Source organism: Escherichia sp. E1V33, assembly GCF_004211955.1.
Lineage (GTDB): Bacteria > Pseudomonadota > Gammaproteobacteria > Enterobacterales > Enterobacteriaceae > Escherichia.
The window spans coordinates 183558-202990 of record NZ_RHJI01000005.1 but is presented as its reverse complement, the minus strand read 5'-3'; the positions used below and the strand labels follow the sequence as shown (position 1 = coordinate 202990).

At 51.6% G+C, this 19433-nt stretch carries 15 protein-coding genes; 11 read left to right on the top strand and 4 right to left on the bottom strand.

Annotated elements, in window-relative coordinates; translation table 11 throughout:
• The first annotated feature begins 21 nt into the window (after positions 1–21).
• The 4 genes from ycaQ (at position 22) to D9742_RS05515 (ending at position 3278) form a co-directional block, all read left to right on the top strand.
• Positions 22–1254, top strand: coding sequence for a crosslink repair DNA glycosylase YcaQ (gene ycaQ / locus D9742_RS05530; protein ID WP_130236248.1), 1233 nt, complete (start codon positions 22–24; stop codon positions 1252–1254).
• 51 nt (positions 1255–1305) lie between these two features.
• Positions 1306–1488 carry a protein YcaR gene (gene ycaR, locus D9742_RS05525; protein WP_000350058.1) on the top strand — a complete coding sequence of 61 codons (183 nt, stop codon included), beginning with the start codon at positions 1306–1308 and terminating at the stop codon, positions 1486–1488.
• A complete protein-coding gene (gene kdsB, locus D9742_RS05520; protein ID WP_064528339.1) occupies positions 1485–2231 on the top strand; it encodes a 3-deoxy-manno-octulosonate cytidylyltransferase in 747 nt (248 codons plus the stop codon). The genes ycaR and kdsB overlap by 4 nt, the downstream gene beginning before the upstream one ends.
• Positions 2232–2384: 153 nt before the next feature.
• Positions 2385–3278, top strand: coding sequence for a YcbJ family phosphotransferase (locus tag D9742_RS05515; protein ID WP_130236247.1), 894 nt, complete (start codon positions 2385–2387; stop codon positions 3276–3278).
• Here the strand turns inward: D9742_RS05515 and elyC are convergent.
• Entirely contained in the window at positions 3255–4034 is a 780-nt protein-coding gene (gene elyC / locus D9742_RS05510; protein ID WP_130236246.1) for an envelope biogenesis factor ElyC, read from the bottom strand. The genes D9742_RS05515 and elyC overlap by 24 nt on opposite strands.
• A 135-nt stretch (positions 4035–4169) precedes the next feature.
• On the opposite strand from elyC, the gene cmoM reads away from it, so the two are divergent.
• The 7 genes from cmoM (at position 4170) to gloC (ending at position 14927) form a co-directional block, all read left to right on the top strand.
• Positions 4170–4955 (top strand): tRNA uridine 5-oxyacetic acid(34) methyltransferase CmoM, encoded by a 786-nt coding sequence (gene cmoM, locus D9742_RS05505; protein ID WP_130236245.1) that lies wholly within the window; start codon positions 4170–4172, stop codon positions 4953–4955.
• Entirely contained in the window at positions 4952–6274 is a 1323-nt protein-coding gene (gene mukF / locus D9742_RS05500) for a chromosome partition protein MukF (protein ID WP_064528351.1), read from the top strand. The genes cmoM and mukF overlap by 4 nt, the downstream gene beginning before the upstream one ends.
• A complete protein-coding gene (gene mukE / locus D9742_RS05495) occupies positions 6255–6959 on the top strand; it encodes a chromosome partition protein MukE (protein WP_010344468.1) in 705 nt (234 codons plus the stop codon). Before mukF ends, mukE begins: the two co-directional genes overlap by 20 nt.
• Positions 6959–11419, top strand: a complete 4461-nt coding sequence (gene mukB / locus D9742_RS05490; protein ID WP_130236244.1) for a chromosome partition protein MukB — start codon at positions 6959–6961, stop codon at positions 11417–11419. The genes mukE and mukB overlap by 1 nt, the downstream gene beginning before the upstream one ends.
• Positions 11420–11676: 257 nt before the next feature.
• On the top strand, positions 11677–13524 hold the full coding sequence (gene ldtD, locus D9742_RS05485) for a L,D-transpeptidase (RefSeq protein ID WP_130236243.1): 1848 nt from the start codon (positions 11677–11679) through the stop codon (positions 13522–13524).
• Positions 13525–13704: 180 nt separating this feature from the next.
• The gene (locus tag D9742_RS05480) at positions 13705–14253 is read left to right on the top strand and encodes a YcbK family protein (protein ID WP_130205347.1); all 549 of its coding nucleotides are present in this window, start codon (positions 13705–13707) and stop codon (positions 14251–14253) included.
• A gap of 26 nt (positions 14254–14279) precedes the next feature.
• Entirely contained in the window at positions 14280–14927 is a 648-nt protein-coding gene (gene gloC, locus D9742_RS05475; RefSeq protein ID WP_130236242.1) for a hydroxyacylglutathione hydrolase GloC, read from the top strand.
• Positions 14928–14976: 49 nt separating this feature from the next.
• Here the strand turns inward: gloC and aspC are convergent, their stop codons facing one another.
• From aspC to asnS, 3 genes are all read right to left on the bottom strand, one after another.
• Positions 14977–16167 (bottom strand): aspartate transaminase, encoded by a 1191-nt coding sequence (aspC, locus tag D9742_RS05470; RefSeq protein ID WP_130236241.1) that lies wholly within the window; start codon positions 16165–16167, stop codon positions 14977–14979.
• Positions 16168–16350: 183 nt separating this feature from the next.
• Entirely contained in the window at positions 16351–17421 is a 1071-nt protein-coding gene (gene ompF, locus D9742_RS05465; protein WP_130236240.1) for a porin OmpF, read from the bottom strand.
• Between the two features lie 605 nt (positions 17422–18026).
• Positions 18027–19427 carry an asparagine--tRNA ligase gene (gene asnS / locus D9742_RS05460; RefSeq protein ID WP_130236239.1) on the bottom strand — a complete coding sequence of 467 codons (1401 nt, stop codon included), beginning with the start codon at positions 19425–19427 and terminating at the stop codon, positions 18027–18029.
• Positions 19428–19433: the final 6 nt, after the last annotated feature.

Here is a 19433-nt window from a genome sequence, read left to right as displayed (position 1 = left end):
GTTTAATTGATGGAGCAATGAATGACGCTGCCTTATCTCTCCCTCACCGATGCGCGAAATCTGCATCTCACTGCGCAAGGGCTATTAAACAAGCCCCGTCGTCGCGCGTTGCCGGAAGATATTCTGGCTACCATTTCTCGCATGTCCTTGCTGCAAATCGACACCATTAATATCGTTGCCCGCAGCCCTTATCTGGTGCTTTTCAGTCGTCTTGGTCATTATCCGCCGCAGTGGCTGGATGAATCGCTGGCGCGTGGTGAATTAATGGAATACTGGGCGCATGAGGCTAGTTTTATGCCGCGTAGCGATTTTCAACTAATTCGCCACCGCATGCTGGCACCTGAAAAAATGGGCTGGAAATACAAAGATGCCTGGATGCAGGAACATGCGGCGGAAATTGCACAGTTAATTCAGCATATTCAGAATAACGGGCCGGTACGTTCAGCCGATTTTGAGCATCCTCGTAAAGGGGCGAGCGGCTGGTGGGAGTGGAAGCCACATAAACGTCATCTGGAAGGGCTCTTTACCGCCGGAAAGGTGATGGTGGTTGAACGACGCAATTTCCAGCGCGTTTATGATTTAACCCATCGCGTCATGCCGTACTGGAATGACGAGCGGGATCTGCTTTCGCAGCAGGAAGCAGAAATCATCATGCTGGATAACAGTGCGCGCAGCCTGGGAATATTTCGCGAACAGTGGCTGGCGGATTACTACCGGCTGAAACGACCAGCGCTGGCGGCGTGGCGTGATGTGAGAGCTGAACAGCGGCAAATCATCGCCGTAAATGTGGAGAAATTAGGGCGACTTTGGCTACATGCCGATTTGTTACCGCTGCTCGAGCGTGCGCTTGTGGGTAAGCTAACAGCAACACATAGCACCGTGCTGTCACCTTTTGATCCTGTTGTCTGGGATCGTAAACGGGCAGAACAACTTTTTGATTTTAGCTACCGACTGGAGTGCTACACGCCAGCGCCCAAACGCCAGTATGGTTATTTCGTTCTACCGTTATTGCATCGTGGGCAATTAGTTGGACGAATGGATTCTAAGATGCATCGCCAGACTGGCATTTTTGAAGTGCTTTCACTCTGGTTACAGGATGGCGTAAAACCAACAGTGACCCTTCAAAAAGGGCTGCGTCAGGCGATTACTGATTTTGCTCACTGGCAGCAGGCAACGCGAGTAACAATAGGGCGCTGCCCGCACGGTTTCTTTACCGATTGCCGCACCGGCTGGGAAATAGACCCCGACGCATAAATGATTATGATAAGATTTATGCATTCATAACCCGATCCATCTGGAGGAACTATGGATCATCGTCTGCTTGAAATCATTGCCTGCCCTGTTTGCAACGGCAAACTTTGGTATAACCAGGAAAAACAAGAACTTATTTGCAAACTGGACAACCTGGCTTTCCCGCTGCGCGATGGCATTCCAGTGCTGCTGGAAACGGAAGCCCGCGTGCTGACTGCTGATGAGAGTAAATCATGAGTTTTGTGGTCATTATTCCCGCGCGCTACGCTTCCACGCGTCTGCCAGGTAAGCCGCTGGTCGATATTAACGGTAAACCCATGATTGTTCATGTGCTTGAACGCGCGCGCGAATCAGGTGCCGAGCGCATCATCGTCGCAACCGATCATGAGGATGTCGCCCGCGCTGTTGAAGCTGCTGGCGGTGAAGTATGCATGACGCGTGCCGATCATCAGTCAGGTACAGAACGCCTGGCGGAAGTTGTCGAAAAATGCGCGTTCAGCGACGATACGGTGATTGTGAATGTGCAGGGTGATGAACCCATGATCCCCGCGACAATCATTCGTCAGGTTGCCGATAACCTTGCCCAGCGTCAGGTTGGAATGGCGACTCTGGCTGTGCCTATCCACAGTGCGGAAGAAGCCTTTAACCCGAATGCGGTTAAAGTCGTTCTCGACGCCGAAGGTTATGCGCTCTACTTCTCGCGCGCCACCATTCCGTGGGATCGTGACCGTTTTGCGAAAGGTCTGGAAACCGTTGGCGATAACTTCCTGCGCCATCTCGGTATTTATGGTTATCGTGCAGGTTTTATCCGCCGCTATGTTAACTGGCAGCCAAGCCCGTTAGAACATATCGAAATGTTAGAGCAACTTCGTGTGCTGTGGTATGGAGAAAAAATCCATGTTGCTGTCGCCCAGGAGGTTCCTGGAACAGGTGTAGATACTCCCGAAGATCTTGAGCGTGTTCGCGCTGAAATGGCTTAATTTATCTCCACGACACTCCATCCAATTTTGGGAGGAGTGTCGTAGCGTTACGATTCTCTGTATTTTTTCCCTTCAACAATTGATCTCATTCAGGTGACATCTTTTACATTGGCGCTCATTATGAAAGCAGTAGCTTTTATGAGGGTAATCTGAATGGAACAGCTGCGTGCCGAACTAAGCCATTTACTGGGCGAAAGATTGAGTCGTATAGAGTGTGTGAATGAAAAGGTAGACACTACTCTATGGGCGTTGTATGACAGCCAGGGAAACCCGATGCCACTCATGGCGCGAAGTTTTTCTACCCCGGGGCAGGCCAGACAGCTGGCATGGAAAACCACCATGCTGGCCCGGAGCGGGACTGTTCGCATGCCGACTATCTATGGCGTGATGACCCATGAAGAACATCCCGGCCCCGATGTCCTGTTGCTGGAGCGGATGCGCGGTGTTTCTGTGGAAGCTCCCGCAAGAACACCAGAACGTTGGGAACATCTGAAAGATCAAATTGTTGAAGCGTTGCTGGCCTGGCACCGTCAGGACAGCCGCGGATGTGTTGGCGCAGTAGATAATACCCAGGAAAATTTCTGGCCTTCCTGGTATCGCCAGCACGTTGAAATGCTATGGGCGACGCTCAATCAGTTCAATAACACTGGTTTAACCATGCAGGATAAGCGGATCCTGTTTCGCACCCGTGAATGTCTGCCGGTGTTATTTGAAGGTTTTAACGATAATTGTGTGCTCATTCACGGCAATTTCTGTTTGCGCAGCATGCTGAAAGATTCCCGTAGCGATCAGCTCCTGGCGATGGTCGGACCGGGGTTAATGCTCTGGGCGCCGCGTGAGTATGAATTATTCCGGTTGATGGATAATACCCTGGCGGAAGATTTGCTCTGGAGTTACCTACAACGCGCGCCAGTGGCGGAGTCGTTCATCTGGCGGCGTTGGCTGTATGTGTTATGGGATGAAGTTGCGCAACTGGTAAATACCGGGCGGTTTAACCGTAGCAACTTTGATCTGGCGACTAAATCACTTCTGCCCTGGCTCGCCTGACGCACCTTTTAACCACTGCCAGATGCGGCCAAGCGTTTCATAGCCAACGCGGTCGCTATGCATCAACCAGAGCGGCGAGGGGATTGCTCGCTCCCAAGAATTAAGCGGCGAGTCGATTGCCAACTGGTTCGCCGGGGCTGGCAGTGGATTTAGCCCCTCCTGCTGAAAAAAGATCATCGCGCGTGGCAAATGGTACGCAGAAGTCACCAGCAGGAAAGGAGCGTCGCCAATTGCCTGTTTCACTGCCGCAGCTTCTTCTTCGGTATCTTTCGGCAAATCCAGAGTGATAATTTGCTCGCGCGGCACGCCCAGTGATTGCGCAACTCTGGCTCCCACTTCCGCCGCGCTGACCGTATTGGTTTGCGCCACTCCGCCAGTAAAGATTAACTTTGCGCCAGGATTGGCGCGCCACAGACGAACGCCCTCGTTCAGGCGAGGCAGACTGTTATTGATTAAATTAGAGCCTGGCGCCCACTGCGGGTTCCAGGTGTAACCGCCGCCCAGCACCACAATATAGTCCACTTTTTGTGCATTATTCCATGTTGGATAGGTGCTTTCGATGGGACGCAGCAGGCGGTCGGCTACCGGTTGCAAACTTAATAACAAAAGCGCCAGCCACCCAATGCTAATAAATATCTTCCCGGTTTTTTGAAAACGGCTAAACCATAGCAGCGCCAGCCCAACGCCAATAATCAGCAACATCAGCGGGAGTGGCAGCAGCATTCCGCCAATCACTTTTTTCAGTGTAAAAAGCATCCTTTCTGGTTCCTTTTTTAACCATATAGCAAGGGATCGCCAGCGATATTACACCAGACTGGTTCATTCTCGCCGTGGCTGTGACAAAATAGCGTCTTTATCAGATAACGTCTTAGCCAACCGGTGGAGAAAGCAATGCAGGATCGCAATTTTGATGATATTGCGGAAAAGTTTTCCCGTAACATCTACGGCACCACCAAAGGGCAGCTTCGACAGGCTATTCTGTGGCAAGATCTCGATCGTATACTGGCAGAAATGGGCCCGCAAAAACTGCGTGTGCTGGATGCCGGTGGCGGTGAAGGGCAGACCGCAATCAAAATGGCCGAGCGCGGACATCAGGTCATTTTGTGCGATCTTTCTGCCCAGATGATCGAACGCGCAAAACAGGCGGCAGAAGCGAAAGGTGTGAGCGACAACATGCAATTTATACATTGCGCCGCTCAGGACGTTGCTTCGCATTTGGAAACGCCCGTTGATCTGATATTGTTCCATGCAGTACTGGAGTGGGTGGCCGAGCCCCGTAGTGTATTAAAGACGCTGTGGTCAGTGTTGCGTCCTGGCGGTGTGTTATCGTTAATGTTCTACAATGCGCATGGCTTGCTGATCCACAACATGGTTGCAGGGAACTTTGATTACGTGCAAGCGGGAATGCCGAAGAAGAAAAAACGGACGCTTTCGCCAGACTATCCGCGCGATCCGGCGCAGGTTTATCTGTGGCTGGAAGAAGCTGGCTGGCAAATAACCGGCAAGACCGGCGTTCGCGTGTTTCATGATTATCTGCGTGAAAAGCACCAACAGCGCGACAGCTACGAAGCATTACTTGAATTAGAAACGCGTTATTGCCGCCAGGAACCGTATATTAACCTGGGGCGTTATATTCATGTCACCGCGCGCAAACCGCAGAGCAAGGATAAAGTATGAGTGAATTATCCCAGACAGTCCCCGAACTGGTTGCCTGGGCCAGAAAAAATGACTTCTCCATCTCGTTGCCGGTAGACCGTCTCTCTTTTCTGCTGGCTGTTGCCACGCTGAATGGCGAGCGTCTTGATGGTGAGATGAGTGAAGGCGAACTGGTGGATGCGTTCCGCCATGTGAGTGATGCGTTTGAGCAAACCAGCGAAACCATCGGCGTGCGCGCCAACAACGCGATCAACGATATGGTACGTCAACGTCTGCTGAACCGCTTTACCAGCGAGCAGGCGGAAGGGAATGCTATTTATCGCCTGACGCCGCTCGGCATCGGCATTACTGACTACTACATCCGTCAGCGTGAGTTTTCTACGCTGCGTCTTTCTATGCAGTTGTCGATTGTGGCGGGTGAGTTAAAACGTGCAGCCGATGCCGCCGAAGAAGGTGGTGATGAGTTTCACTGGCACCGCAACGTCTATGCTCCGCTGAAATATTCGGTGGCGGAAATTTTCGACAGCATCGACCTGACGCAACGTCTGATGGACGAACAGCAGCAGCAGGTGAAGGACGATATCGCGCAGTTGTTGAACAAAGACTGGCGGGCGGCGATCTCCAGCTGTGAATTGTTGCTTTCGGAAACTTCCGGAACGCTGCGTGAATTGCAGGATACGCTGGAAGCGGCAGGCGACAAATTGCAGGCTAATCTGTTGCGCATTCAGGATGCCACTATGACCCATGACGACCTGCATTTTGTCGATCGTCTGGTGTTCGATCTGCAAAGTAAGCTCGACCGTATTATCAGCTGGGGGCAGCAGTCCATCGATTTGTGGATTGGCTACGACCGCCACGTACATAAATTTATCCGTACTGCTATCGATATGGATAAAAACCGCGTCTTTGCCCAGCGTTTACGTCAGTCGGTACAAACCTATTTTGATGACCCGTGGGCACTGACTTACGCCAATGCCGATCGTCTGTTGGATATGCGTGACGAAGAGATGGCACTGCGCGATGAAGAAGTGACCGGGGAACTTCCGCCAGATTTAGAGTACGAAGAGTTTAACGAAATCCGCGAACAACTCGCAGCGATTATCGAAGAGCAGCTCGCCGTCTATAAAACCAGACAAGTGCCACTGGATCTTGGTCTGGTGGTACGCGAATATCTGGCGCAGTATCCGCGTGCGCGTCACTTTGACGTCGCGCGTATTGTTATTGATCAGGCGGTACGCCTCGGCGTAGCGCAAGCAGACTTCACCGGACTGCCAGCGAAATGGCAGCCGATTAATGATTACGGAGCCAAGGTACAGGCGCATGTCATCGACAAATATTGAACAAGTGATGCCGGTTAAGCTGGCGCAGGCGCTGGCGAATCCGTTATTTCCGGCGCTGGATAGCGCCTTACGTTCAGGCCGCCATATTGGCCTCGACGAACTGGATAATCATGCTTTCCTGATGGATTTTCAGGAATATCTGGAAGAATTTTACGCGCGTTATAACGTGGAGCTAATCCGCGCGCCGGAAGGTTTCTTCTATTTACGTCCACGTTCCACCACCATCATCCCACGTTCCGTATTGTCTGAACTGGACATGATGGTCGGGAAAATCCTCTGTTATCTCTATCTCAGCCCGGAACGGCTGGCGAACGAGGGGATCTTTACCCAGCAGGAACTGTATGACGAACTGCTCACCCTGGCTGATGAAGCAAAATTGCTGAAACTGGTGAACAATCGTTCTACTGGTTCAGACGTTGACCGCCAGAAGTTGCAGGAAAAAGTGCGCTCTTCGCTCAATCGTCTGCGTCGCTTAGGCATGGTGTGGTTTATGGGCCACGACAGCAGCAAGTTCCGCATTACCGAATCTGTGTTCCGCTTTGGTGCCGATGTGCGTGCGGGCGACGATCCGCGTGAAGCACAACGTCGTCTGATTCGCGATGGCGAAGCAATGTCGCTGGAAAATCACCTGCAACTCAATGACGAAACAGAAGAGAATCAGCCAGATAGCGGAGAGGAAGAATAATGATTGAACGCGGTAAATTTCGCTCACTGACGCTGATTAACTGGAACGGCTTTTTTGCTCGCACCTTTGACCTAGATGAGTTGGTCACGACGCTTTCCGGCGGTAACGGTGCGGGTAAATCCACCACGATGGCGGCGTTTGTTACGGCGCTCATTCCCGACTTGACCCTGCTGCATTTCCGTAACACCACGGAAGCCGGGGCTACCAGCGGTTCGCGCGATAAAGGTCTACACGGTAAGCTGAAAGCAGGTGTCTGTTATTCGATGCTCGACACCATTAACTCGCGTCACCAGCGCGTGGTGGTCGGCGTGCGTCTGCAACAGGTTGCCGGGCGCGATCGTAAAGTTGATATCAAGCCGTTTGCCATTCAGGGACTGCCGATGTCGGTGCAGCCGACGCAGCTGGTGACCGAATCCCTGAACGAACGCCAGGCGCGCGTGCTGCCGCTTAACGAGCTGAAAGACAAGCTCGAGGCGATGGAAGGCGTGCAGTTTAAGCAGTTCAACTCCATTACCGATTACCACTCATTGATGTTCGATCTGGGCATCATTGCGCGTCGTCTGCGTTCGGCGTCTGACCGTAGCAAATTCTATCGTCTGATCGAAGCTTCGCTGTACGGTGGTATCTCCAGTGCCATTACCCGTTCTCTGCGCGACTACCTGTTGCCGGAAAACAGCGGCGTGCGTAAAGCGTTCCAGGACATGGAAGCGGCGCTGCGTGAAAACCGTATGACGCTGGAAGCGATTCGCGTCACCCAGTCTGACCGTGACCTGTTTAAGCATCTGATCAGCGAAGCCACCAACTACGTCGCGGCAGACTACATGCGTCACGCCAACGAGCGCCGTGTCCATCTCGACAAAGCGCTGGAGTTTCGTCGAGAGCTACATACTTCGCGTCAGCAACTGGCGGCGGAGCAGTACAAACACGTCGATATGGCGCGCGAACTGGCAGAGCACAACGGTGCCGAAGGCGATCTGGAAGCGGATTATCAGGCCGCCAGCGATCATCTGAACCTGGTGCAAACCGCTTTGCGTCAGCAGGAGAAAATCGAACGCTACGAAGCGGACCTTGATGAATTGCAGATCCGTCTCGAAGAGCAAAATGAAGTGGTGGCAGAAGCCATCGAGCGTCAGGAAGATAACGAAGCGCGCGCGGAAGCCGCCGAACTGGAAGTGGACGAGCTGAAAAGTCAGCTTGCTGACTACCAGCAGGCGCTGGACGTCCAGCAAACGCGCGCGATCCAGTACAACCAGGCGATTGCTGCGCTTAATCGCGCCAAAGAATTGTGTCATCTACCTGACTTAACCGCCGACAGCGCTGCCGAATGGCTGGAAACCTTCCAGGCGAAAGAGCTGGAAGCGACCGAAACAATGCTCTCTCTCGAGCAGAAAATGAGTATGGCGCAAACCGCGCACAGTCAGTTTGAGCAGGCTTATCAGCTGGTGGTCGCAATTAACGGCCCACTGGCGCGTAACGAAGCGTGGGATGTTGCCCGCGAACTCCTGCGCGAAGGGGTCGATCAGCGTCATCTGGCAGAACAGGTTCAGCCACTGCGGATGCGCTTAAGCGAACTGGAACAGCGTCTGCGCGAGCAGCAAGAAGCTGAGCGTCTGCTGGCAGATTTCTGCAAACGTCAGGGCAAGAATTTCGATATCGACGAACTGGAAGCCTTGCACCAGGAACTGGAAGCGCGCATTGCCTCTCTTTCTGACAGCGTATCCAACGCCCATGAAGAGCGCATGGCGCTGCGTCAGGAACAGGAACAGCTGCAATCCCGTATCCAGGGTCTGATGCAGCGTGCACCGGTTTGGCTGGCAGCGCAGAACAGCCTCAATCAGTTGAGTGAGCAGTGTGGTGAAGAGTTCACCTGCAGCCAGGATGTCACCGAATATCTGCAACAACTGCTGGAGCGTGAGCGCGAAGCGATTGTTGAACGTGATGAAGTGGGCGCGCGCAAAAACGCTGTCGATGAAGAGATCGAACGTTTAAGCCAGCCAGGCGGTTCCGAAGACCAGCGTCTGAATGCGTTGGCGGAGCGCTTTGGCGGCGTGCTGCTGTCAGAAATTTATGACGACGTTAGCCTGGAAGATGCGCCGTACTTCTCGGCGCTGTATGGCCCGTCTCGCCACGCCATTGTGGTGCCGGATCTGTCACAGGTGGCCGAACAGCTGGAAGGCTTAACCGATTGTCCGGAAGACCTCTACTTGATCGAGGGAGATCCACAGTCGTTCGATGATAGCGTGTTCAACGTCGATGAGCTGGAAAAAGCAGTGGTGGTGAAAACCGCCGAGCGTCAGTGGCGTTACTCGCGCTTCCCGGAAGTGCCGCTGTTTGGTCGCGCGGCGCGCGAAAGCCGGATCGAAAGCCTGCACGCCGAGCGCGAATTGCTCTCTGAACGCTTTGCAACGCTCTCCTTTGATGTACAGAAAACCCAGCGACTGCATCAGGCATTCAGCCGCTTTATTGGCAGCCATCTGGCAGTGGCGTTTGAGTCCGATCCGGAAGCCGAAATTCGCCAACTGAACAGCCGTCGTGTCGAACTGGAGCGGGCGTTGAGTAATCATGAAAATGATAACCAGCAGCAGCGCATTCAGTTTGAGCAGGCGAAAGAGGGCGTTGCGGCACTGAACCGTATCCTGCCGCGTCTCAACCTGTTGGCGGATGACTCACTGGCGGATCGTGTCGATGAAATCCGCGAACGTCTTGATGAAGCTCAGGAAGCCGCGCGTTTTGTTCAGCAGTTTGGTAATCAACTGGCGAAACTGGAGCCGATCGTTTCTGTGTTGCAGAGCGACCCTGAACAGTTTGAGCAATTAAAAGAAGATTATGCATACTCCCAGCAGATGCAGCGCGATGCCCGTCAACAGGCATTCGCCCTGACTGAAGTGGTACAGCGTCGTGCGCACTTTAGCTACTCTGACTCGGCTGAAATGCTTAGTGGGAACAGCGATCTCAACGAAAAACTGCGCCAACGTCTGGAGCAGGCGGAAGCGGAACGTACTCGTGCTCGTGAAGCGTTGCGCGGTCACGCCGCGCAGTTGAGTCAGTACAACCAGGTACTGGCTTCGCTGAAAAGTTCTTACGATACCAAAAAAGAGCTGCTTAACGATCTACAACGAGAACTGCAGGATATCGGCGTGCGTGCCGATAGCGGGGCAGAGGAGCGGGCGCGTATTCGCCGTGACGAGCTGCATGCACAACTGAGCAATAACCGTGCACGTCGCAACCAACTGGAAAAAGCACTTACCTTCTGCGAAGCGGAGATGGACAACCTGACCCGCAAACTGCGCAAGCTGGAACGTGATTACTTTGAGATGCGCGAGCAGGTGGTGACTGCCAAAGCGGGCTGGTGCGCGGTAATGCGCATGGTGAAAGATAATGGCGTTGAACGCCGTCTGCACCGTCGTGAGCTGGCTTATCTCTCTGCTGACGATTTACGTTCCATGTCGGATAAGGCGTTAGGTGCGCTGCGTCTGGCGGTGGCGGATAACGAACATCTGCGCGACGTGCTGCGGATGTCGGAAGATCCAAAACGACCTGAGCGCAAAATACAGTTCTTCGTGGCGGTTTACCAACATCTGCGCGAACGTATTCGCCAGGATATTATTCGTACCGATGATCCGGTGGAAGCTATCGAGCAGATGGAAATCGAACTCAGCCGTCTGACCGAAGAATTAACTTCTCGCGAACAGAAACTGGCGATCAGCTCCCGCAGCGTGGCGAACATCATTCGTAAAACCATTCAGCGCGAGCAGAACCGTATCCGCATGCTTAACCAGGGCTTGCAGAGCGTATCGTTCGGTCAGGTAAACAGCGTGCGTCTGAACGTGAACGTGCGTGAAACCCACGCTATGCTGCTTGACGTGCTTTCAGAACAGCATGAGCAACATCAGGATCTGTTCAAGAGCAACCGTCTGACCTTCTCGGAAGCTCTGGCAAAACTGTATCAGCGACTTAACCCACAAATTGATATGGGCCAGCGCACGCCGCAGACCATTGGTGAAGAACTTCTGGATTACCGTAACTACCTGGAGATGGAAGTTGAGGTTAACCGTGGTTCCGATGGCTGGCTGCGCGCGGAGTCTGGCGCACTGTCGACCGGTGAGGCTATCGGTACTGGTATGTCGATTCTGGTGATGGTAGTACAGAGCTGGGAAGATGAATCTCGCCGCCTGCGTGGTAAAGATATCTCTCCTTGCCGCCTGCTGTTCCTTGATGAAGCTGCGCGACTGGACGCCCGTTCTATCGCCACGCTGTTTGAATTGTGTGAACGTTTGCAAATGCAGCTCATCATCGCGGCACCTGAAAATATCAGCCCGGAGAAAGGCACCACCTATAAGCTGGTGCGTAAAGTCTTCCAGAATACCGAACACGTTCACGTAGTCGGCCTGCGAGGATTTGCGCCGCAACTCCCTGAAACGCTTCCAGGAACGGACGAAGCGCCTTCTCAGGCAAGTTAAGTTTAAGGCGGCAGCGATGCCGCCTTTTTTTTCGAAAAACTCCGTTTCTGCACTAAAAAAATGCCGCATTATGGCGCGCTTTTCTTTAAACTTCTTTACATTAGGTTGTGTAAAAACGTACCGACGTTTATATACTGAAGGTAAGCCTGATAAGTAACAGGCTTGCTCGTCATACTTTCATGAGTATTGGCGTTGTAAAGGCAGTTAAGATAAAACAGCCTGGCTATTCAGAGTATGATAAAAACAGGGGGCAAGGGATGTTGCTTAACATGATGTGTGGTCGTCGGCTTTCGGCAATCAGTTTGTGCCTGGCCGTAACATTCGCTCCACTGTTCAGTGTGCAGGCTGATGAGCCTGAAGTTATCCCTGGTGACAGCCCGGTGGCTGTAAGTGAACAGGGAGATGTACTGCCGCAGGCGCAAGCCACGGCAATAATGGCGGGGATTCAACCGCTACCTGAAGGTGCGGCAGAAAAGGCCCGCACACAAATTGAATCACAATTACCTGCAGGTTATAAGCCGGTTTATCTTAACCAGCTTCAACTCTTGTATGCCGCACGCGATATGCAGCCGATGTGGGAAAATCGTGATGCAGTTAAAGCTTTCCAGCAGCAGTTGGCGGAAGTGGCGATTGCCGGTTTTCAACCGCAGTTTAACAAATGGGTGGAGTTATTGACCGACCCTGGCGTTAACGGTATGGCGCGCGATGTGGTGCTATCGGATGCAATGATGGGGTATCTCCATTTCGTTGCAAACATTCCGGTCAAAGGTACTCGCTGGCTGTACAGCAGTAAACCTTATGCGCTCTCAACACCGCCGCTCTCGGTCATTAACCATTGGCAGGTGGCGCTGGATAACGGTCAACTGACCACGTTTGTCACAGGGTTGGCACCACAGCATCCGCAATATTCAGCAATGCATGAATCTTTACTGACCTTATTGAGTGATTCCAAACCGTGGCCGCAACTGACCGGTAAAGCAACGCTGCGCCCTGGTCAATGGAGTAACGACGTCCCGGCGCTGCGCGAGATTTTGCAGCGTACGGGCATGCTCGAAGGTGGGCCGAAAATAGCACTGCCGGGCGATGAAACATCGGCAGGCGCGGTAGTTAGCCCGTCTGCCACTGCAATCGAAACAGCCGAAACTAAGCCGATGGATAAGCAAACTACAGCTCGCAGTAAACCTGCGCCAGCTGTCCGAGCTGCCTATAATAATGAGCTGGTGGAAGCCGTGAAACGTTTTCAGGCATGGCAAGGCTTAGGGGCAGATGGCGCTATTGGCCCGGCAACGCGAGACTGGTTAAATGTCACGCCTGCACAGCGTGCGGGCGTGCTGGCGCTCAATATCCAGCGATTGCGCTTGCTTCCCTCCGGGCTTTCTACTGGCATCATGGTTAATATTCCGGCCTATTCGCTGGTCTATTATCAGAACGGCAATCAGGTGCTGGATTCTCGGGTCATTGTCGGTCGTCCCGATCGCAAAACGCCGATGATGAGCAGTGCTTTAAACAATGTGGTGGTAAACCCGCCGTGGAACGTACCGCCGACGCTGGCACGCAAAGATATTCTGCCAAAGGTGCGTAACGATCCAGGTTATCTTGAAAGCCATGGCTATACGGTTATGCGCGGCTGGAACAGCAAAGATGCGCTTGACCCGTGGCAGATTGACTGGTCGACGATAACCGCATCGAATTTGCCGTTCCGCTTCCAGCAAGCTCCTGGCCCGCGAAATTCGCTAGGGCGGTATAAATTTAATATGCCGAGCTCAGACGCTATCTATTTGCATGACACGCCGAATCACAATCTTTTCAAACGTGATACTCGCGCGTTGAGTTCTGGCTGTGTGCGGGTGAATAAGGCGTCGGATCTGGCAAATATGCTGCTGCAGGATGCTGGCTGGAATGACAAGCGAATCTCCGATGCTCTGAAGCGGGGGGATACCCGTTACGTCAATATCCGTCAATCGATACCGGTTAATCTTTACTATCTGACCGCCTTTGTTGGTGCAGATGGTCGTACCCAATATCGTACAGATATTTACAATTATGATCTGCCTGCACGATCCAGCTCGCAAATTGTCTCAAAAGCGGAACAATTAATCAGGTAAATGAAGTAGTTCGGGAAAATCTGTTGTCGTAATAATTGGCATGTTCGGGGGCTATTCTCTGTAGCCCCCGTCACTGCTGGGGGTGAGTCATCTTGACGTCAGCTTTATGGGCGGTTAAGGTGCCTCTTGTGCGCCAGAAGTGCATATAAACGATAACATTGACCTGTAGACTTGATTATCATGGACAAATTCGACGCTAATCGCCGCAAATTGCTGGCGCTTGGTGGCGTTGCACTTGGTGCCGCCATCCTGCCGACGCCTTCATTTGCGACACTCTCTACCCCACGTCCGCGCATTTTGACACTTAACAATCTCCACACCGGAGAGTCAATTAAGGCGGAGTTTTTCGATGGCAGAGGCTATATTCAGGAAGAATTGGCAAAACTAAACCATTTTTTCCGCGATTTCCGCGCGAACAAAATAAGGTCCATCGACCCAGGATTATTCGACCAGTTATATCGCCTGCAAGGGTTGTTAGGCACCCGCAAACCGGTACAGCTCATTTCTGGCTACCGTTCTATTGACACCAATAATGAATTACGCGCCCACAGCCGTGGAGTAGCAAAGAAAAGCTATCACACTAAAGGGCAGGCGATGGACTTCCATATTGAAGGTATTGCGTTAAGCAATATACGCAAAGCTGCGTTATCTATGCGCGCAGGTGGTGTAGGATATTACCCACGCAGTAACTTTGTGCATATTGATACCGGGCCTGCGCGGCACTGGTAACAATCGCTTAACGAAACAGGGGCAGTATGAACTATCGTATTATTCCGGTCACCGCATTTTCCCAGAACTGTTCATTGATCTGGTGTGAGCAAACTCGCCTGGCCGCACTGGTCGATCCTGGCGGCGATGCGGAAAAAATCAAACAGGAAGTTGACGCCAGCGGCCTGACGCTAATGCAGATCCTGCTGACGCATGGTCATCTGGACCACGTTGGCGCAGCGGCGGAACTGGCACAACACTACGGTGTGCCAGTGCTTGGCCCGGAAAAAGAAGATGAGTTCTGGCTGCAAGGCTTGCCTGCGCAGAGTCGTATGTTTGGCCTTGAAGAGTGTCAGCCATTAACACCAGATCGCTGGCTGAATGAAGGCGATACTATCAGCATAGGGAATGTGACTTTACAGGTGTTACATTGCCCAGGGCATACCCCAGGCCATGTGGTTTTCTTTGATAATCAGGCAAAACTGTTGATTTCTGGCGACGTCCTTTTCAAAGGCGGAGTAGGGCGCAGTGACTTCCCACGAGGCGATCACAATCAACTGATTGCCTCTATCAAGGATAAACTGCTGCCACTTGGCGATGACGTAACATTTATTCCGGGTCACGGACCATTGTCCACTCTTGGTTACGAGCGCCTGCATAATCCCTTCCTGCAAGACGAAATGCCCGTCTGGTAAAAGCGCATAAAAAAGCCCGCTTTTACAGCGGGCTTCGTTTAACTAGTTTTTACAGCACTGCCACAATCGCTTCGCACAGCGGCGCCATGTTATCTGGTGTCATTCCGGCTACGTTCACTCGACCAGAAGCAACTGCATACACGCCAAACTCTTCGCGCAGACGCAGTACCTGTTCTTTAGTCAGGCCACTGAAGGAGAACATACCATTCTGTTTGATGATAAAGCTAAAGTCGCGGTTTGCGCCTTTCTCCTGCAGCGTATTAACAAACAACTGACGCATACGCTGAATACGCTGGCGCATATCGGTCAGCTCTTGTTCCCAGATTGCACGCAAAGCATCGTTGCTGAGAATTGTGGCAACAACCGAAGCCCCGTGAGCCGGTGGGTTAGAATAGTTTGCGCGAATTACTGCTTTCATCTGGCTGAATGCACGATCGACAGTTTCACTGTCTGCGGCAACCAGAGTACAAGCGCCAACACGCTCGTTGTACAAGCCAAAGTTCTTAGAGTAGGAACTGGCGACGATCAGCTCTTTATGCAGAGTTGCGAAAGCGCGCAGACCTTCAGCATCCTCTTCCAGACCACGGGCGAAACCCTGGTAAGCGAAGTCAAACAGCGGCAGCCAGCCTTTCTCAACAGAAAGTTGCGCCAGTGTTTGCCATTGCTCCAGTGTAGGATCGATGCCGGTAGGGTTATGGCAGCAACCGTGGAACAAGACAACGTCACCGGCCTGAGCTTCGTTCAGACTGTTAACTAAAGCGTCGAAGTCCAGAGTGTGATTTTCCGCATCGTAATAAGCGTATTCACGAACTTCCAGACCCGCAGAGTTAAATACGCTCTTATGGTTTGGCCAGCTTGGGTTGCTCACCCACACACGCTTAACGCTGGTATTTTTTGCCAGGAAATCGGCAGCTACACGTAATGCACCGGTACCACCTGGGGTCTGGGCTGTACGTGCGCGTTTGTCATTGATTAAGGCGCTACCTTTACCAAACAGCAGTTCCTGAGTACAACGACCAAATTCAGGAATACCGTCAATGCCGAGGTAGTTTTTGGTGGTTTCATTTTCGAGCAGATACTGTTCAGCTTTTTTAACGCTGGTCAATACCGGGGTTTTGCCCGTCTCATCTTTATATACACCAATCCCGAGGTTAATTTTGCCGGGACGTTCATCGGCACGAAACAGATCGGCCAGGCCCAGAATCGGGTCGGCAGGAGCGGCGGTAATGTTCTCAAACATGACGAGGTTCCATTATGGTTACAGAAGGGAAGTCCACTATCAGGGTAACGGGAGATTTACAAAATTCCAACTATTACTGATGAAAACGCAGGCTGTTTTTTCAAGACGTGAGATTGCTCTGGAAGGCATAAAAAAACAGGACCAAAGTCCTGTTTTTTCGGCATTTAACAAAGAGGTCTGCTATTAGAACTGGTAAACGATACCTACAGCAACGGTATCATCAGAACCTACACCCAGCGCGTTGTCAGAATCGATCTGGTTGATGATGTAGTCAACATAGGTGGACATGTTTTTGTTGAAGTAGTAGGTTGCGCCCACTTCAACGTAGTTCACCAGATCAACATCACCGATGCCTTCTACGTCTTTCGCTTTAGATTTGGTGTAAGCGATGGACGGACGCAGACCAAAGTCAAACTGGTATTGCGCAACTAACAGAACGTCTTGCGTTTTGTTGGCAAAGCCGCCAGTGATCGGGGTAGCGTTACGGGTTTCACCGTAGTTCGCTGCCAGGTAGATGTTATTTGCATCATACTTCAGGCCAGTTGCCCACTGTTCAGCTTTTTTACCCTGGCCGAGAGGCTGAGCTTCTTGCAGGTCGGTGCGGTCAGCTGCACCATAAGCACCAACGATACCAAAGCCTTCGAATTCGTAGCTGATGGAACCGCCAACACCGTCGCCGTTAGAACGACGTGCAGTGTCACGCTCGTTTTTACCCAAGTACTGAACTGCGAAGTTCAGGCCATCAACCAGACCAAAGAAGTTGGAGTTACGGTAGGTAGCAACGCCGCCTACACGACCTACGAAGAAGTCATCGCTGTATGCGGTATCACCACCGAACTCTGGCAGCATATCGGTGTAGCCCAGTGCGTCATAAACAACACCGTAATTACGACCGTAATCGAAAGAACCTACGTCAGCGTATTTCAGACCAGCGAATGCCAGACGGGTTTTGTTGCCAGTTTGAGCGTCAGCACCTTCAGAGTTGTTACCCTGGAAGTTGTATTCCCACTGACCGTAACCGGTCAGATCGGAATTGATTTGAGTTTCCCCTTTAAAACCAAGACGGGCATAGGTCATGTCACCATTGCCACCGTAACTGTTTTCACCGTTATCCTTGGAAAAATAATGCAGACCGACAGCTTTACCGTACAGATCTACTTTGTTGCCATCTTTGTTATAGATTTCTGCAGCGTTTGCAGTACCTGCTACTAACAGAGCAGGGACAATCACTGCCAGAATATTGCGCTTCATCATTATTTATTACCCTCATGGTTTTTTTTATAACACCTGCCACTGCCGCCAATAAATTCTGTCAATGAATCTTTACGGAACTATTGATGAGAGTTTGGTGTTTTATGTATCTGCAGGCATCTTTCCATTCAAACTAACGTTTCGCTACCGTGAAAGTGCTACAAAGATAAAGATATAGTTACAAAAAGAAAAAATATGTAACCAAAGGTAAAATTTAAGGAACTTTGTGAACGCCGTCATATTTCCATTGGGCTTTAATGATATTTGCAGTGGATTTGATCTATTTATATGATTTCCTTATATTTAAATTAACTAAACGGAAATTTTCTTTCTGATCATTTTTCCCCGCCGTCTCGCTGAATCACGCTTTCAGGCGTCCAGAAAGCCAAAAATAAGTATAAAAATTGTGCTATCAGCTAAGAAATTGCTAATCCGCAATAAGACTGTGGGTTAATTTTTTGTTCGCAAATATTTCAGAGAAATATTCCGTAACAGGAAGAGGGGGCTTGAGGGGTTGCAAATAGATTGATTGACTTGACAAACAGATAACTTGACAGAAGGGGATAAAAAAGAGCCAGCGTGCGCTGACTCTTTCAGGAAGTGATGAATTAGAAGCTGGCGTTACGCGGAGTACGTGGGAAAGGAATCACGTCACGCACGTTCTGTACGCCGGTCACGTAGGCAATCAGGCGTTCAAAGCCAAGACCGAAACCGGAATGTGGAACAGTACCGTAGCGACGCAGATCGCGATACCACCAGTAATCTTCTTTGTTCAGGCCCATCTCCAGCATGCGCTCGTCCAGCACGTCCAGACGCTCTTCACGCTGCGAACCACCAATGATCTCACCGATACCCGGCGCCAGAACGTCCATTGCGGCAACGGTTTTACCGTCTTCGTTAAGGCGCATATAGAACGCTTTAATGTCTTTCGGATAGTTTTTCACCACTACCGGTGCTTTAAAGTGTTCTTCCGCCAGATAACGCTCATGCTCGGAAGAGAGATCTACACCCCAGTAAACCGGGTTTTCAAATTTCTTACCGCAGTTTTCAAGGATGGTGACTGCTTCGGTGTAATCAACCTGGGCGAAGTCTGCTTCAATGAAACGCTCCAGGCGGCTTACAGCATCTTTGTCCACGCGTTCAGCGAAGAATTTCATGTCGTCAGCACGTTCTTCGAGAACGGCTTTGAAGACATATTTCAGCATTGCTTCAGCCAGACCGGCGATATCGTTCAGATTAGCAAACGCGACTTCTGGCTCCAGCATCCAGAATTCCGCCAGGTGACGGCTGGTGTTGGAGTTTTCAGCACGGAAGGTCGGGCCGAAGGTATAAATTTTCGACAGCGCACAGGCATAGGTTTCGCCGTTCAACTGACCAGATACGGTCAGGAAAGACTCTTTACCAAAGAAGTCTTTATCGAAATCGACTTTACCCTGATCGTTACGTGGCAGGTTTTCCAGATCCAGCGTTGAAACGCGGAACATTTCGCCAGCGCCTTCGGTATCAGACGCGGTAATAAGCGGCGTAGAAACCCAGAAGAAGCCCTGCTCGTTAAAGAAGCGATGCAGCGCCTGCGCCAGCGTATGGCGAACGCGTGCTACTGCGCCAATCAGGTTAGTGCGCGGACGCAGGTGAGCGACTTCACGCAGATATTCAATACTGTGGCGTTTTGCGGCCATCGGATAAGTATCGGGATCTTCAACCCAACCTGCTACCTCAACCTTGCTGGCCTGAATTTCAAATTGTTGCCCCTGGCCTGGCGATGCCACGACTTTACCCGTCACAATAACCGAGCAACCGGTGGTCAGACGCAGTACGTCTTCATTGTAATTGGGCAGAGAATTATTGATGACAGCCTGTACAGGATCAAAGCAGGAACCGTCATAAACGGCGAGGAAGGAGATGCCAGCTTTTGAATCTCGGCGGGTACGTACCCATCCGCGCACGGTGACTTCGCTGTCAACGGCTACGCGGCCCTGGAGTACGTCGGCTACAGGCACAACGCTCATAATATT

What these genes read in the sequence shown, in the direction of transcription:
- ycaQ (WP_130236248.1), top strand. Translation starts at nt 22, where the DNA reads ATGACGCTGCCTTATCTCTCCCTCACCGATGCGCGAAATCTGCATCTC.
- ycaR (WP_000350058.1), top strand. Translation starts at nt 1,306, where the DNA reads ATGGATCATCGTCTGCTTGAAATCATTGCCTGCCCTGTTTGCAACGGC.
- kdsB (WP_064528339.1), top strand. Translation starts at nt 1,485, where the DNA reads ATGAGTTTTGTGGTCATTATTCCCGCGCGCTACGCTTCCACGCGTCTG.
- D9742_RS05515 (WP_130236247.1), top strand. Translation starts at nt 2,385, where the DNA reads ATGGAACAGCTGCGTGCCGAACTAAGCCATTTACTGGGCGAAAGATTG.
- elyC (WP_130236246.1), bottom strand. Translation starts at nt 4,034, where the DNA reads ATGCTTTTTACACTGAAAAAAGTGATTGGCGGAATGCTGCTGCCACTC.
- cmoM (WP_130236245.1), top strand. Translation starts at nt 4,170, where the DNA reads ATGCAGGATCGCAATTTTGATGATATTGCGGAAAAGTTTTCCCGTAAC.
- mukF (WP_064528351.1), top strand. Translation starts at nt 4,952, where the DNA reads ATGAGTGAATTATCCCAGACAGTCCCCGAACTGGTTGCCTGGGCCAGA.
- mukE (WP_010344468.1), top strand. Translation starts at nt 6,255, where the DNA reads ATGTCATCGACAAATATTGAACAAGTGATGCCGGTTAAGCTGGCGCAG.
- mukB (WP_130236244.1), top strand. Translation starts at nt 6,959, where the DNA reads ATGATTGAACGCGGTAAATTTCGCTCACTGACGCTGATTAACTGGAAC.
- ldtD (WP_130236243.1), top strand. Translation starts at nt 11,677, where the DNA reads ATGTTGCTTAACATGATGTGTGGTCGTCGGCTTTCGGCAATCAGTTTG.
- D9742_RS05480 (WP_130205347.1), top strand. Translation starts at nt 13,705, where the DNA reads ATGGACAAATTCGACGCTAATCGCCGCAAATTGCTGGCGCTTGGTGGC.
- gloC (WP_130236242.1), top strand. Translation starts at nt 14,280, where the DNA reads ATGAACTATCGTATTATTCCGGTCACCGCATTTTCCCAGAACTGTTCA.
- aspC (WP_130236241.1), bottom strand. Translation starts at nt 16,167, where the DNA reads ATGTTTGAGAACATTACCGCCGCTCCTGCCGACCCGATTCTGGGCCTG.
- ompF (WP_130236240.1), bottom strand. Translation starts at nt 17,421, where the DNA reads ATGATGAAGCGCAATATTCTGGCAGTGATTGTCCCTGCTCTGTTAGTA.
- asnS (WP_130236239.1), bottom strand. Translation starts at nt 19,427, where the DNA reads ATGAGCGTTGTGCCTGTAGCCGACGTACTCCAGGGCCGCGTAGCCGTT.